Raw genomic sequence first — 13,958 nt, forward strand, 5'->3', positions numbered from 1 at the left:
GCGCTCGCGCGACCGGGCCTTCGTGCGTCACAGACCGTTCATGGTGACGAGGTCGGCCGAGTGCCGGCGCATCGACCCCGCACCCAGCACCCGGATGACCGCCTCGCGCCCGTGCGCTGCGACCGCGGGCAAGGGCATCCCCATCGCCATGTAGAAGCGGGACCGATCCTGGGCGCGCCGTGACGCACGGCGGGCCCCGTCCTCCCACGCGGTCAGATCGGGCGCCGCCTGGCCGCTCAGCGCCGGCAGCGCATCCGCGAACCGCACCGCGTTCGTCCAGCCGATGTTCATGCCCTGCCCGCCGATCGGGCTCAGCTCGTGCGCGGCGTCGCCCATCAGCGCGATCCTGCCGCGCACGAAACGGTCGGCGAGGTGCTGCGTAGCACGGAAGGTCGACGGCCGCGCCCCGCAGGGCACCTCCGGCCGGATGCCGACCCGCCGCTCGACCGTGGCGGCGAACCCCTCGGCGGTCTCGACCTCGTCTCCGACGCGGCGCCGCACGACCCAGCGCCGGCGACCGTTCGGGAGCGGGAACGACTCGACCAGCCCCGCGGGCTCGCAGAACAGGGTCGCCCGGTCTCCGGCATCCGCATCGTCGATGTCGATCATCGAATAGTCGCCCTGTCCCGGGCGACGGCGCCATCGCATTCCGAGGGCGCTGCGCAGAGCACTGTGCACACCGTCCGCGACCACGACGAATCGCGCCGTGCTCTCGCCCTCCCCGCGTCCGTCGTCGGTCAGCACGCGCACGCGCGGTCCCTCGTCGACGAGCGCGCGGACCGCGCTTCCCCACCGCACGACGTCGGCATCCTGCGCCTGCAGGCGTGCGCGCAGCAACGCATCCATGCGCTGCTGCGCGAGCGTCAGCACCGGGCGATCCGACGGGAAGTCGATCGCCGCGAGCGTCCTGCCCCGACTCACCACGTCGCCGCCCTGCAGGCCCAGCGCCTCGCGTCGAACCGCGTCGCCGACACCGGCCGCATCGAGGGCGTCGAGTCCCGGAGGGTGGATGCCGATCGCGCGGCTGCGCGGGTCGGGGTCGACGCGTCGCTCGTGCACCACCGCGTCCACTCCGCGTTGCCGCAGCACGGAACCGAGGAGCAGCCCGACCGATCCGCCGCCCACGATCACCACGTCATGATCGGGCATGCGGAGCCTCCCAACGCAGCTCGAGTCTGGCGGGCAGGTGGGTGCGCACCCGCCAGGGCGCGGGGACGGCCGCGGAGAGTTCCTGCGCGGTGTACGACCGACGGATGCTCCGCAGCCCGTCGACGCGGATGAACGAGTCGGCCAACAGTGTGGTCGACAGCAGGCCGGTCCCCATGGCGAACGCCGCGTAGGCGGTGCGACTGCGGGCGATGTCGTGGTGCGCCGCCACCCCGCCGTCGCCGACCAGGTGCTCGCTGTCGGAGAGCAATGCCCCCAGCTCCTCGCCGGTCAGATGGTGCAGGAGGTGATTCGAGAGCACGACGTCGAAGCGTTCCCCCTCGGCGACGAGGTGCGAGCTGTGCGCCGCGCGGTAGTGGATGCCCGCGCCCTCGTCATGCTCCTCCGCCCAGGCGATGGCCCGCTCGTCGGGGTCGAGCGCGGTGATCTCTGCCCGCAGACCGTCTCGACGCAGGTGCGCGGCGAGGGAGCGGCACAGGTCGCCGCCGCCGGATCCGATGTCGAGGATGCGGATCGGGCCGCGTCGTGCGCGCGGCCGCACGTCGCGCCGGTAAACCAGGCCCGGCCGCGACACGACCGCGTTGACGTACGAGAAGCGGTCGTAGGTGCGCTCGAGCAGGCGCAGGTCGGCGCGCGGGTCGTCCATGAGCTCGCGCAGCTCGGTGGCCCGCTCGCGCAGGTCAGGCATCGAGGGGCCGGGGCGTCTCGATCGTCATCAGTGCGCTCTCGGCGGTGAGCCCAGGGCCGAAGGCCATCGCAGCCACCCGGTCTCCGCGCTCCGCACCCTCCTGCTCGAGGATGTGCTTGAGCACGAACAGGATCGTGGCGCTCGACATGTTGCCGTTGCGCCGCAGCACCTCGCGAGCCGGGCGCATCTGGTCGTCGCTGAGGTGCAGGCGCTCCTGCACCCGGTCGACGATGCTGCGTCCGCCGGGGTGCACGGCCCAGTGGACGACGCGCTCCCCGATCGTGCCCTCCTCGAAGGCCAGCGACATGTCGTGCTCGCCCACGTAGAGCGGGCGGAGGGCGCCGAGGATGGTCTCGCCGATGATCTGCGGCACGGCGGTCGAGAGGATCATCTCGAAGCCGGAGTCGCCGATCGTCCACGCCATGTCCTTCTCGCCCTCGGGCACGATCGCGGTGTGGAAGCGGTCGAGGCTCAGCGACGGCACCGGGGAGGGCAGCTGGCGCGCCGTGACGATCCCGGCCGCCGCGCCGTCGGCGAAGAGAGAGGTGGCGACGATCGTGTCCGGGTCCTCCGAGGTGCGCAGGTGCAGCGTGCACAGCTCGACGCTCACGACGAGCACCACGGCGTCGGGATCGGCGGCGCAGAACTGGCTCGCGGCCCGCAGCGCCGGCATCGAGGCGTAGCAGCCCATGAATCCGAGATGGAAGCGCTGCACGCTGTCGGACAGGCCGAGCGCACGGACGATCTCGTACTCGGGCCCCGGCGCGTGGAATCCTGTGCACGACACGGTGATCACGTGCGTGATGTCGGAGGCCTGCAGATCGGGGTCGGCATCGAGGGCCTGCTGCGCGACAGCCGTGAAGAGGGTGGTCGCCTCGCGCACGTACACGTCGTTGCGGGTACCGGTGGTCGGCGAGAGCAGCAGGTTCGACTCCCGGTCGTAGAACACCGGCTCGTCGACCTCCGCGAACGGCGAGAGCTCCTCGATGACGGTGTGGCGCGTGTCGATGCCCGAGCCGTCGAAGGATGCCGTCACGATGCGCTGCGCCAGACGGCCGAGTCCGGGCTGGCGGGCGAAGACGTCGCGGACGGCGTCCTGCGCCAGCACGGTGTCGGGCACGATGGTCTGCAGCGATCGCAGGATGGCGGGTCGGGTCATGCTGCCACTCAATCACCGCACGCGGAGCGCGGGTAGGGGGTTGCGGCGGGTCGCGGTGCTCTGCGACGCGTCAGAAGCCCAGTGCGCGAGCGAGCTTGGAATCGGAGGAGGCATCACGGCCGCCCGCTGCACGCACGGCCTCGTCGACCGCGGCGAAGAACGCGGCGCGCCCCTCGGCGTCGGCGGGAGCCGCCGGTCCGAGCTCGACCTCCCATTCGCGCCACTCGCGCTCGATCCCCTGACGGATGTCGGTCGCGCGTACGCGGTCGTCGACGAACTCCGCGACGACACCCCCCGGACCTTCCAGCAGGTACGCCGTACGGTCATTGCGGATGCGCGCGAGCGGCATCAGCGGATCGGTCGTCCACCGCGCGAGCGTCGAGGCGACGGCATCCGGCACCCGATCGTCGTCGCCCAGCGGCCACCCGAGCTCGACACGTCCGTCGCCTTCGCGCGGGCCCTTGATGTGCCATCCCGCGTCCGGCCCGCCGGTGCGGCGGCGCAGCGCGACACCAGCGCGGGCGAGCGCCGCGTCGGCGGTGTCGAGGTACTGCGCGTCGAGTTCGCGCAGTTCTCCCTCGGTCACGCCACCGACACCGGGGACCGCGGTCCACTCGGGCAGGGGCGTCGCGGGGTCGACGTCGTACTTGCGCTCGACCTCGACGCTCCGCGACGGTTCAGTCATCGCTGGTGGTGAGGTTCTCGAGGGACTCGTCGTACCAGTAGTCGACCTCGGTGGGTCCGTCGTCGGAGCCGGTGTGCTGCGGCTCGCCTCGGCGTTCGTACACCACCTGGGTCTCGCTGTAGGGGACGATCAGCTTGTCGTCCGCGTCGCCGAGGGGGATGATCTGCCCGTCGAGCGGGCCTCCGTGGAGTCGTGCGAGTGCCATGTGCTCACCCTATCCCCGCGTCGGCGGGGATGCGCGGGTCGGCGGGTCAGGCGACGAGGATGCCCAGGACGGCGCCCGCGATCATCCACGGGCCGAAGGCGATGCGGGTGCGGCGATCGACGCGTCGGAGTGCGAGGAGCACGAGCACGTAGAGCGCGCCGAGGACGAAGGCTGATGCCGCACCCACGGCGAACGGCGTCCACCCGTGCCAGGCCAGCACCAGGCCGATCACCGCGGCGAGTTTGACGTCTCCTCCGCCCATACCCGCACGGCTCATCAGGCGCAGGAGGGCGTAGAAGCCGCCCAGGGCGATCATGCCCAGCAGCGCGCGGATCGACGGGGCGCGATCGCCGGTGGCCAGGGCGTCGAGGACGGCGAGCATGAGGAGCGCCGCGAGGGTGGGCAGCACGATGCGGTCGGGCAGGCGGTGGGTGCGCGCGTCGATGGCGATCAGCCATCCGCCGATGCCGACCAGGGCGAGGTGGACGAGCACGACGAGGCTGAGACGCGGATCCATGCCGGAAGGCTAGGAGATCGCGGGGGCGGCCGGGAGGGGCGTGTGGATAAGTCGCGGCGGCGGGAAACGTGATGTCCGATGTACGAAGTATCGTCGTACCTGCACTTGATATATTCGAATATCTCTTCGAGGATGGATGTATGGGGATCGGGCTCGATGCGGTGACCGCGCTCTCTCCGACCAGCGACACACGCGCCGGAGAGGTGCTGCGGCTGCGTCGCGAGATCAGTCGCATGCAGCGGCGGCGCAGCGACCAGACGCTGCTGCCGCTCGACCCCGCCCTCGCCCCCCTCCTCCCCGACGAGGGGCTGCTGACCGGCACGTCGTACTCGCTCTCCCCTTCTCCCAGTCTCGTACTCGCCCTGATGGGGGCGGCGTCGCAGAAGGGGCTGTGGTGCGCCGTGATCGGCATGCCCACCCTCGGGGTCGAGGCCGCAGAGGGGTTCGGCATCGACCTGAACCGCCTCATCCTCGTACCGGACCCGGGCGATCGCTGGTTCGCCGCCACCTCCGCCCTGGCCGAGGTCGTCCCGCTCATCGCCGTGCACCCCGGCGGCCGCCTGCGCGACGCCGACGTCTCCCGCCTGAGCGCACGGCTGCGCGACCGCGGCACCACACTGCTCGTCACCGGCGTCTGGCCGCAGAGCGAAGGATCGATCCGCGTGCACGACCCGGAGTGGAACGGCCTCGGCGCCGGCTGGGGACTGCTCTCCGACCGCACCGTCACGGTGACCGCCCGCACCCGGCGCAGCCCCCTGCCCGCCAGCGTCCGCGTGCGTCTGCCCGGGCGGGACGGCGCCCTCGAGCCGGTGACCCCCGAGCTCGCCGCGCTCCCCTCTCTCCCGCAGCGCACTCCCGCCGCGGACCCCGCGCCCGAGCTCCTCCGGTGGGCGGAGGCGGGATGAACGAGCCCCTCCGCGTGCTGGTGCTGTGGTTCCCGGACTGGCCCCTGCGCGCCGCTCTGGGCGGGACGCTCCCGCATCCGCCGACGGCCCTGCTGCACGCGAACACGGTGGTCGCCTGCAGCGCGTCGGCCCGCGAGCACGGCGTGCGGGCGGGGCAGCGGCGTCGCGAGGCCCAGGGGCGGCTCTCGTCGCTGCAGGTGCTCCCCCACGACCCCGCCACGGACGAGCGCGCCTTCGTGCCGGTGCTGCAGCTCATCGAGGAGCACGCGCCCGGCGTCGCCCCGCTGCGTCCGGGGCTCGCCGTGCTCCGCTCGCGCGGCATCGCCCGGTACCACGGCGGCGAGGCCGAAGCGGCGGAGGCACTCGTCTCCGTGCTGGCCGACGCGGGCTTCCCCGAGGTGCGCATCGGCGTCGCCGACGGCCCCTTCACCGCCGAGATCGCCGCCCGGGGTCCGCAGCGGTGCACGGTCGTTCCGGCGGGCGGCGCCCGCGAGTTCCTGGCTCCGTATCCCGTGCAGGTGCTGCGCGACGAACAACTCACCGCTCTCCTGATGCGCCTCGGCATCCGCACGCTGGGCGAGTTCACCGCCCTGCCGGTGGCCGACGTGCGCGACCGCTTCGGCGAGCGCGGCACCCGGTTGCAGGCGCTGGCCGCCGGCGCCGATTCCCGCCCCCTCACCCCGCGTCCTCCCGACCCCGAGCTGGTGCGCACGGTGGAGTTCGAGACGCCGCTGAGCGGGGCCGACCAGGTGGCGTTCGCCGTGCGGCAGACCGCGGATGCCGTGATGCTGGCCCTGGGCGAGGCATCCGTCGTGTGCACCGAGGTGCGCATCGACCTCACCGACGACGACGGAGAGGTGTTCAGCCGCCCGTGGCTGCATCCGTCGTGCTTCGACGCCGCCGACCTCGTCGACCGGGTGCGCTGGCAGCTGGAGGCGCTCGCGGCGCAGAACGCGAAGGAGCCCGTCGACGAGGCGCGGGCGTTCGGGGGCATCATCGCGGTGCGGATCGTGCCCGTCGCGGTCGACGACGCGGCCCACCATCAGCCGGGGCTGTTCGGCTCGGGGACCGACGAGCGCCTGCACCACGCGGTGTCACGGGTGCAGACGATGCTCGGGCACGAGGGGGTCGTCACGGCAGCGGTCGCCGGAGGGCGGTGGCTCGCCGACCGCCAGGTGCTCACCCCCTGGGGCGAGCGTCCCGTCGCCCCGCGCGATCCGTCGTCTCCCTGGCCGGGCAGTCTGCCCGACCCACTGCCGGCCGAGGTCTTCCGCCCGCCGCGGCCCCTGGGGGTCACCGACGGGGCGGGCGAGGCGGTGCGCATCGACGACCGGGGGCTGCTCTCGGCCGATCCCGCCTTCGTCGACGGCGCCGCGGTGCACGCCTGGGCCGGACCCTGGCCGGTGAACGAACGCCGATGGGCGGCGGGCGGCGGCAAACGCGGGCACCGCTTCCAGGTGGTCGATGAGAAGGACCGCGCCTGGCTGATGTTCTGCGCCGGCGGGCGCTGGTGGGCCGAGGGACGGTACCGCTGATGGGATGGCACAACCCTCCCCAGACCTGGGCGGAGCTGCAGCGCACCCTCGCGGGCGAGCCGCCGAGCGCGGAGCCCCTCGGCGTGCGGGCCGACCCCGGGCCGGTGAGCCGACGGCGCAAGTCGCTCCCTCCGACCTCCACCCCGCGCCCCGACGACGCGGTCCCGTACGCCGAGCTCCACGCGCACTCGTCGTATTCGTTCCTCGACGGCGCCTCCTCCCCCGAGGCGCTGCTGATCGAGGCCGAGCGCCTGGGGCTCAGCGCGCTCGCGCTCACCGACCATGACGGCTTCTACGGCGCGGCGCGTTTCGCCGAGGTGGCGGAGCTCATGGACGTGCAACTGCAGACCGTGTTCGGAGCGGAGCTGTCGTTGGGCCTCGCGGCACCCCAACGCGGTGCGGCAGACCCCGAGGGCGAGCATCTGCTCGTGCTCGCCCGGGGCATGGAGGGCTATCACCGCCTCTCGGGCGCGATCACCCGGGCGCAGCTGCGGGGCGGCGAGAAGGGGCGCCCCGTCTACGACATCGACGATCTCGTCGAGAGTGCGGGCGGTCACTGGACGATCCTCAGCGGCTGCCGGAAGGGCGCGGTGCGCCGAGGACTCGAGGCGGGCGACGCCGCCTCGCCCCTGCGCCGCCTGACCGGGATGTTCGGGGCCGAGAACGTGGCGGTGGAACTCTTCGACCACGGTGATCCGCTCGATTCCCGACGCAACGACGAGTTGGCGGAGCTGGCACGACGGATGCGCCTCCCCGTCGTCGCGACGAACAACGTGCACTACGCCACCCCGCAGAAGGCGTCGCTGGCCGAGGCGATCGCCGCGGTGCGCGCGGTGCGCAGCATGGACGAGCTCGACGGATGGATGCCCGCGCACGGCGGTGCCCACCTCCGCAGCGGCGCCGAGATGACGGCGCGGTTCCGCCGGTATCCGGGCGCCATCTCCGCCGGGCTCGAACTGGCGGGAGCATCCGCCTTCCCCCTGCGGCTGGCGCGCCCCGCTCTGCCGAAGCAGGACGTGCCGGATGGTCACACGCCGATGAGCTGGCTGCGCACACTGGTGTGGGAGGCGGTGCCGACCCGCTACCCCCGCCTGGGCGAGGACGGTCGGCGGCGCATCGCCCGCGAGCTCGACGTCATCGAGGAGAAGGACTTCCCCGGGTACTTCCTCATCGTGCACGGCATCGTCGCGGAAGCCCGCCGCCGCGGCATCCTCTGCCAGGGTCGGGGATCGGCCGCGGCGAGCGCCGTCTGCTACCTGCTGGGCATCACCGCCGTCGACCCCATCCTCTACGGGCTGCCCTTCGAACGGTTCCTCGCCACCACCCGGCAGGAGGAGCCGGACATCGACGTCGACTTCGACTCGCGGCGCCGCGAGGAGATCATCCAGTGGGTCTACCGCGAGTACGGCAGGGAGCGCGCCGCGCAGGTGGCGAACGTGATCCAGTACCGCCCCAAGAATGCGGTGCGCGACATGGCCAGGGCGCTCGGTCATTCCGTGGGTCAGCAGGACTCCTGGTCGCGGCAGGTCGACGGCTGGAGCACCGGTCTGGAGCCGGCCGAGGGGCATGACATCCCCGAGAACGTGCTCGCCTACGCGGGCGAGCTGATGAAGGCGCCCCGGCACCTCGGCATCCACTCCGGCGGGATGGTGCTCACGGCGCGTCCGGTGGGCGAGGTCGTGCCGGTGGAGCATGCGCGCATGGAGGACCGCACCGTCATCCAGTGGGACAAGGACGACGCGGCCTTCATGGGTCTGGTCAAGTTCGACCTGCTGGGCCTCGGGATGCTCGCGGCCCTGCAGCACTGCTTCGATCTGATCCACGAGGCCACGGGAGAGCTGTGGACGCTGGAGGACATCCCCAAGGAGGAGCCGGGGGTGTACGACATGCTGTGCCGCGCCGACTCGATCGGGGTGTTCCAAGTGGAGTCCCGGGCGCAGATCGGGCTTCTCCCCCGCCTGCAGCCACGGCGCTTCTACGACCTGGCGATCCAGATCGCCCTCATCCGGCCCGGGCCCATCCAGGGCGGGGCGGTGCATCCGTTCGTGCGTCGCAAGATGGAGAAGGACAGGGTCGACGAGGAGAACCGCGCCCGGGTGGCCAGGGGCGAGGCACCGGTGGAGTTCCCGATCCCGTACCCGCATTCGGATCTGGAGCCGATCCTCGAACGCACGCTGGGCATCCCCATCTTCCAGGAGCAGCTGATCCAGATGGCGACGGCGGTCGGCGACTGCACGGCCGACGAGGCCGACCTGCTGCGGCGGGCCATGGGGTCGAAGCGCGGACTCGAGAAGATCGAGAAGGTGCGCGAGAAGCTCTATGCGGGCATGGAGCGGCGCGGACTCGACCAGGAGGCATCCGACCGCATCTACGCGCAGATCCAGGCCTTCGCGAACTTCGGGTTCGCGGAGTCGCACTCGCTGTCGTTCGCACTGCTCGTGTACGCCAGCTCGTGGCTCAAGCTGCACTACCCCGCTGCATTCCTGGCCGGCCTGCTGCGTTCCCAGCCCATGGGGTTCTACTCGGCCGCCACGCTCACCGCCGACGCGCGACGACACGGGGTGGAGGTGCGGCGCCCCGATCTGCAGCTGTCCGGGGCGACCGAGACCCTCGAACCCCTGACCGGCGCGACGCCGGCCGGTCCGACGGGGCGCGAGTCGTGCCGCGCGGTTCCCCAGCCTCCGACGCTGCGGTTCGATCGGAACGCTCCCGATGAGGCGGAGGCCCATCGTCGCGATGGCGGCTACGCCGTGCGGATGGGCTTGAGCGGCGTACGCGGGATCGGCGTGCCGATGGCCGAACGGATCGTCGCCGAGCGTGAGGCCCACGGCCCGTACCACGACCTGCACGACCTCGTACGGCGGACGGATGCCACCGCCGCACAGCTGGAGGCGCTCGCGACCGCCGGGGCCTTCGCCTGCCTCGGGCTGGACCGGCGCGAGGCCATCTGGATGGCGGGTGCCGCCGCCGAAGACCGCTCGCGGTACCTCCCCGGCACCGCGGTGGCGGTGCAGCCGCCCCTCTTCGCCGACCAGACCAGCTACGAGCGCCTCTCCGCCGACCTGTGGGCCACGGGGGTCTCGACCGACGACCATCCGATGCTGCATTTCCGCGCGGCCCTGCGGGACCGGGGGGTGCTCGCATCGACCGACCTGCGCACGCACGAGACCGGGCGCCGGGTCGAGGTCGCGGGTCTCGTCACGCACCGTCAGCGACCCGCGACGGCAGCGGGAGTGACCTTCCTCAACCTGGAGGACGAAGGAGGGCTGATGAACGTCATCTGCTCGGTCGGCGTCTGGAACCGCTACCGCCGTGTCGCCCGCGACTCCTCGGCGCTCATCATCCGCGGCATCCTGGAACGGTCGGAGGAGGGCGTCATCAACGTGCTGGCGGATGCTTTCGAAGACCTCCGCACCGGGGTGGCGCACCGGTCGCGGGACTTCCGCTGACCCGGCCGCTCATTCGGCGGCGGTGCTCACCAGAAGCGCTCGGTCTGCTCCGGCTCCGGCACCGCACTCCCCCACCGGTCGGCTTCCGCCTTCGCGGCCTCGGCGGCGGCATCCGCCTCGTCGAGCGCGACCGTCGCCCCGATCGCTCCGGGGCCCGTCGCGTCGAGACGCAGTTCGGTGCGCGAACCCGTGGCCGAGAGCACGACCGTGCAGTCGAGCACACGGCCGAGCCAGCGCACCGGGTCTCCGCTCGTCTCCTCGATCAGGCGGTAGCGCACGTTGGTTTCGAGGTCGCGGAGCGCGGCGATCACCGCTTCGCCCGTCACCCCGTCGAGGCGCTCGACGACTTCGAGCCGGTGCCCCTGAGCGATGGCGACCTGTCCGGGCACAACGATCGTCCTGTCCATGTGACCACTCTAGGAAGCATCCGCGCACCGCGATAGAGAACCGGCGGGGAGGTCTCGCGAAAATTACCGTGTCCCCCATATGGCGGACACGAGGATTTGGGCGTACCCTGCATCTCATAGCGGGGGCGACGGCCGAGGACTGGGGAATCGGTCGACGAGCGCAGCGATCATTCGCGGCCTCCCGCCCGGGGAAGGGCGGTGAGCCCTCTCGACGACACCCGTGTCTGGGGCGGGCCGATCGGGAGGGCGATATCCGTTCAGTCCTCCCGCATAGTCCGTTCGCATAGTCCTCCCACTCCGACCGGTCAAGACGCTCGGAACCCTGCCCGACCCCGTCTACCGTCGCCGCATGGCCGAGACACCGGAACCCACCCGCGGGCGCGCCTACATCGGCGTGTCGGGATGGCGCTACCCCCGTTGGCGCGGCGACTTCTACCCGAAGGGACTCGTGCAGCGCCGGGAACTCGCCTACATCGGCGAGCAGATGACCAGCGTCGAGATCAACGGGTCGTTCTACTCGCTGCAGCGACCCGAGAGCTATCGGCGGTGGCGGGCCGAGGTGCCGCCGGACTTCCCCTTCGCCGTGAAGGGGTCGCGGTACATCTCGCACATGCTGCGGCTGCGCGACGTCGAGCAGGCGCTGGCGAACTTCTTCGCGTCGGGGGTGCTCGCGCTCGGCTCACAACTGGGGCCGATCCTCTGGCAGCTCCCCGCCCGCCAACGGTTCGAGCCCGAGGTCGTCGCGGCCTTCCTCGGTGCCCTGCCGACCACGACCGGGGAGGCTCTTGCCCTGGCGCGGCGTCATGACGAGCGCCTCGACGGGCGCGCCTGGCTCGAGATCGAATCGGATGTTCCAATCCGGTACGCGCTCGAGCCCCGCTCGGCGGACTTCGCGGATGCTGCGGCTCTCGACCTGCTCTCGCAGCATGGCGTCTCGCTCGTCATCGCCGACACGGCGGGCACCTGGCCGCGCTTCGATGCGCTCACCGCCGACTTCGTCTACGTGCGGCTGCACGGTGCGCAGGCGCTCTACGCGAGCGGATACACGGGCGCGGAGCTACGCGCCTGGGCCGACTCGGTGCAGGGGTGGGTCGAGGGAACGGCCACCGGCGACGGGCGCCCCCGCGACGTGTACGTCTACTTCGACAACGACGCCCGCGGCTTCGCGCCGCACGACGCGAGGACGCTGGTCGGGATGCTCGGAGACCACGAACGGGACCGCGGATAGGATCGCGGCATGTCGTTCGCCCTGTTCCAGGCCGGCCAGCGCCGTGCCCCGCGCACCGCCGCGCGGCGCATCGTGTGGGGTGTCGTCATGCTTCTGCCGCTCGGAGCGATCGCCGCGTGCTTCACCGTCGGCGCGGTGCTCGGATGGACCGGCGACGAGGCGGTGGGCGATGCCGAGCGGGCATGGCTCACGGGGTTCGCGATCTGGTTCGACCTGCTGTTCGTGGTGACGCTCGTGGGCGGGGTGATCGCGGTGCGGCGGCAGCTCGCGGAGGAGCGGGCGGCGCGAGCCGAGATGTGATCGTCCGCCCTCTGACGAGGCGGCTGCCGGACACGACGAAGGCCCGGAGACTCTTGCGAGTTCCGGGCCTTTCTGGTCGGGCTGACAGGATTTGAACCTGCGACCCCTTGACCCCCAGTCAAGTGCGCTACCAAGCTGCGCCACAGCCCGTTGTTCTGCACTCTCGCGCAGGCAACTCATCCATCTTAGCCTGAGGTTCGGGCGTCCGCGAACCAGCGCCCGTTGCGTGTGTCGGAGCCCCGGCGTAGCGTGCGGCCATGACCACGATCACGACCGCACCCGCGACGATCGCGCGGTGGGACGATGTGCAGCACGCGCTCACCGGCGGGGGCGACGGCGCCAGCTGCCAGTGCGTCTGGCCAGTGCTCCGCAACAAGGACTGGAACGCCACGACCCTCGACGATCGGGCGCGGCTCTTCCGAGACGAGATCGAGTCGGGCCCTCCTCCGGGACTGATCGCGTACATCGACGGCGAGGCAGCAGGGTGGATCCGCGTCGGCCCGCGTGTGCGACAGGAGCGCATCGGTCATACGCGCGCGATCGTCGCCGCGACCGCCGAGCCGCTCGACGCCGGCGATATCTGGGCGGTGACCTGCTTCGTCGTGCGTCGGGAGCATCGGGGACAGGGACTGACTGATCGGCTGCTGCAGGAGGCCGTCGCCTTCGCGCGGGCGAGCGGCGCTCGCGTGATCGAGGGGTATCCGGTCGATACGCGGGGCGAGAGGCAATCGTCGAACGAGCTGTTCCACGGCACGCTGGGCACGTTCGTGCGCGCGGGTTTCGTCCGACGCGGCGACCTCACCCGCGGGCGAACGCTCGTGACGCTCGACCTCGGCGATAGCGTGGAGGCATGAGCGACGAGCATCCCTCCATCGACGATTCCGTTCTCGGCGCCTTCGAGCGCGCGACCGGCGCGGCGGACGACGGGTCGGTGCTCACCTACGACTGGTACACCGGGTCAGCCGACGTCGACGGCGAGACGGTCGAGCTGATGCTCGAAGGCGCCGACCCGGACGAGGCGCAGAAGCGACTCCCCCGCCTGCGCGCCGTGATGGCCGACCTGGATCGCGTGCAGCGCGCCGCGTCGGATGCCGTCGTCGCCGCCTTCAGTCAGGGCGACCCCTCGCCGCACGACCTCGAGGAGGGAGCGTCCGATCTGCTTCTCGAAGCGGTCGAGGCCGGAGCCGACGGATCGATCGTGCTGCACTTCACCGATGCGTGCGGCGAGCACTTCCCCGAGGGGTACTGGCCCGCGGCGCACCTCGCCGACGACGACACGGTGGCGACGGTCACCGTCGAGTCGTGAGGCCCACCGCATGAGCGCGACGGTACGGGTCGACAGCTGGCTCTGGGCGGTGCGCGTGTTCAAGACGCGCTCGGCAGCCACGACGGCATGCCGGGCGGGTCACGTGCGGGTCAACAGTGACAAGGCGAAGGCCGCCCAGGCGCTCAAGATCGGAGACGAGGTGCGTATCCGCATCTCCGGATTCGATCGCATCCTCGTCGTGCGGCAGCTGCTCGTGAAGCGTGTGGGCGCACCGCTCGCGGCCGTCGCCGCCGAAGACCGCACACCGGTGCGTGAGCCTCAAGCGGTCATCGCGGTGCGCGACCGCGGAGCAGGCCGGCCCACCAAGCGGGAGCGGCGCGAGATCGATCGCCTGCAGGGGCGCAACTCACGGGACCCCTTCGCCGAGTAGCTCTTCCATTATTCGA

Annotated in this window: 15 protein-coding genes and 1 tRNA gene; 8 read left to right on the top strand and 8 right to left on the bottom strand. The window is 71.8% G+C overall.

Annotated features, from left to right (window positions below; all coding sequences use genetic code 11):
* Positions 1-27: 27 nt before the first annotated feature.
* The 6 genes from RWS82_RS06995 to RWS82_RS07020 all read right to left on the bottom strand — a co-directional run bounded on the left by RWS82_RS06995 (position 28) and on the right by RWS82_RS07020 (position 4,421).
* The gene (locus RWS82_RS06995; RefSeq protein WP_314648078.1) at positions 28-1,149 is read right to left on the bottom strand and encodes an NAD(P)/FAD-dependent oxidoreductase; all 1,122 of its coding nucleotides are present in this window, start codon (positions 1,147-1,149) and stop codon (positions 28-30) included.
* Entirely contained in the window at positions 1,136-1,855 is a 720-nt protein-coding gene (locus RWS82_RS07000) for a methyltransferase domain-containing protein (RefSeq protein ID WP_314648079.1), read from the bottom strand. Before RWS82_RS07000 ends, RWS82_RS06995 begins: the two co-directional genes overlap by 14 nt.
* The gene (locus RWS82_RS07005) at positions 1,848-3,014 is read right to left on the bottom strand and encodes a type III polyketide synthase (protein ID WP_314648081.1); all 1,167 of its coding nucleotides are present in this window, start codon (positions 3,012-3,014) and stop codon (positions 1,848-1,850) included. The genes RWS82_RS07000 and RWS82_RS07005 overlap by 8 nt, the downstream gene beginning before the upstream one ends.
* Before the next feature lie 70 nt (positions 3,015-3,084).
* Positions 3,085-3,699 carry a CYTH domain-containing protein gene (locus tag RWS82_RS07010; RefSeq protein WP_314648082.1) on the bottom strand — a complete coding sequence of 205 codons (615 nt, stop codon included), beginning with the start codon at positions 3,697-3,699 and terminating at the stop codon, positions 3,085-3,087.
* Positions 3,692-3,904, bottom strand: a complete 213-nt coding sequence (locus RWS82_RS07015) for a response regulator (RefSeq protein ID WP_314648083.1) — start codon at positions 3,902-3,904, stop codon at positions 3,692-3,694. The genes RWS82_RS07010 and RWS82_RS07015 overlap by 8 nt, the downstream gene beginning before the upstream one ends.
* A 46-nt stretch (positions 3,905-3,950) precedes the next feature.
* Complete coding sequence (locus RWS82_RS07020; RefSeq protein WP_314648085.1) at positions 3,951-4,421, bottom strand: A24 family peptidase; 471 nt, start codon at positions 4,419-4,421, stop codon at positions 3,951-3,953.
* Positions 4,422-4,561: 140 nt separating this feature from the next.
* Between RWS82_RS07020 and RWS82_RS07025 the strand changes: the two genes are divergently transcribed.
* Genes RWS82_RS07025 through RWS82_RS07035 form a run of 3 tightly spaced genes read left to right on the top strand, consistent with a single transcriptional unit; the run spans position 4,562 to position 10,310 of the window.
* Positions 4,562-5,326 (top strand): hypothetical protein, encoded by a 765-nt coding sequence (locus RWS82_RS07025; RefSeq protein WP_314648087.1) that lies wholly within the window; start codon positions 4,562-4,564, stop codon positions 5,324-5,326.
* On the top strand, positions 5,323-6,861 hold the full coding sequence (locus RWS82_RS07030) for a DNA polymerase Y family protein (RefSeq protein ID WP_314648089.1): 1,539 nt from the start codon (positions 5,323-5,325) through the stop codon (positions 6,859-6,861). Before RWS82_RS07025 ends, RWS82_RS07030 begins: the two co-directional genes overlap by 4 nt.
* On the top strand, positions 6,861-10,310 hold the full coding sequence (locus tag RWS82_RS07035) for an error-prone DNA polymerase (protein WP_314648091.1): 3,450 nt from the start codon (positions 6,861-6,863) through the stop codon (positions 10,308-10,310). The genes RWS82_RS07030 and RWS82_RS07035 overlap by 1 nt, the downstream gene beginning before the upstream one ends.
* 26 nt (positions 10,311-10,336) lie before the next feature.
* Here the strand turns inward: RWS82_RS07035 and RWS82_RS07040 are convergent, their stop codons facing one another.
* Complete coding sequence (locus RWS82_RS07040) at positions 10,337-10,717, bottom strand: hypothetical protein (RefSeq protein ID WP_314648093.1); 381 nt, start codon at positions 10,715-10,717, stop codon at positions 10,337-10,339.
* A 349-nt stretch (positions 10,718-11,066) separates the two neighbouring features.
* Between RWS82_RS07040 and RWS82_RS07045 the strand changes: the two genes are divergently transcribed.
* Positions 11,067-11,945: a DUF72 domain-containing protein gene (locus tag RWS82_RS07045; protein ID WP_314648095.1), complete on the top strand. Its 879-nt coding sequence runs from the start codon at positions 11,067-11,069 to the stop codon at positions 11,943-11,945.
* 9 nt (positions 11,946-11,954) lie between these two features.
* On the top strand, positions 11,955-12,245 hold the full coding sequence (locus tag RWS82_RS07050; protein ID WP_314648096.1) for a hypothetical protein: 291 nt from the start codon (positions 11,955-11,957) through the stop codon (positions 12,243-12,245).
* Positions 12,246-12,318: 73 nt separating this feature from the next.
* Here RWS82_RS07050 and RWS82_RS07055 read toward each other — a convergent pair.
* Positions 12,319-12,395 (bottom strand) — tRNA-Pro (locus tag RWS82_RS07055).
* A 107-nt stretch (positions 12,396-12,502) separates the two neighbouring features.
* Between RWS82_RS07055 and RWS82_RS07060 the strand changes: the two genes are divergently transcribed.
* From RWS82_RS07060 to RWS82_RS07070, 3 genes are read left to right on the top strand one after another with little or no spacing between them, the layout of a single operon-like run.
* On the top strand, positions 12,503-13,099 hold the full coding sequence (locus RWS82_RS07060) for a GNAT family N-acetyltransferase (protein WP_314648097.1): 597 nt from the start codon (positions 12,503-12,505) through the stop codon (positions 13,097-13,099).
* Positions 13,096-13,551 carry a hypothetical protein gene (locus RWS82_RS07065; RefSeq protein WP_314648099.1) on the top strand — a complete coding sequence of 152 codons (456 nt, stop codon included), beginning with the start codon at positions 13,096-13,098 and terminating at the stop codon, positions 13,549-13,551. The genes RWS82_RS07060 and RWS82_RS07065 overlap by 4 nt, the downstream gene beginning before the upstream one ends.
* A gap of 10 nt (positions 13,552-13,561) precedes the next feature.
* Positions 13,562-13,942 carry a S4 domain-containing protein gene (locus RWS82_RS07070; RefSeq protein WP_314648101.1) on the top strand — a complete coding sequence of 127 codons (381 nt, stop codon included), beginning with the start codon at positions 13,562-13,564 and terminating at the stop codon, positions 13,940-13,942.
* Positions 13,943-13,958: the final 16 nt, after the last annotated feature.

Origin of the sequence: uncultured Microbacterium sp. (assembly GCF_963528945.1) — a bacterium.
Classification (GTDB): Bacteria; Actinomycetota; Actinomycetes; order Actinomycetales; family Microbacteriaceae; genus Microbacterium.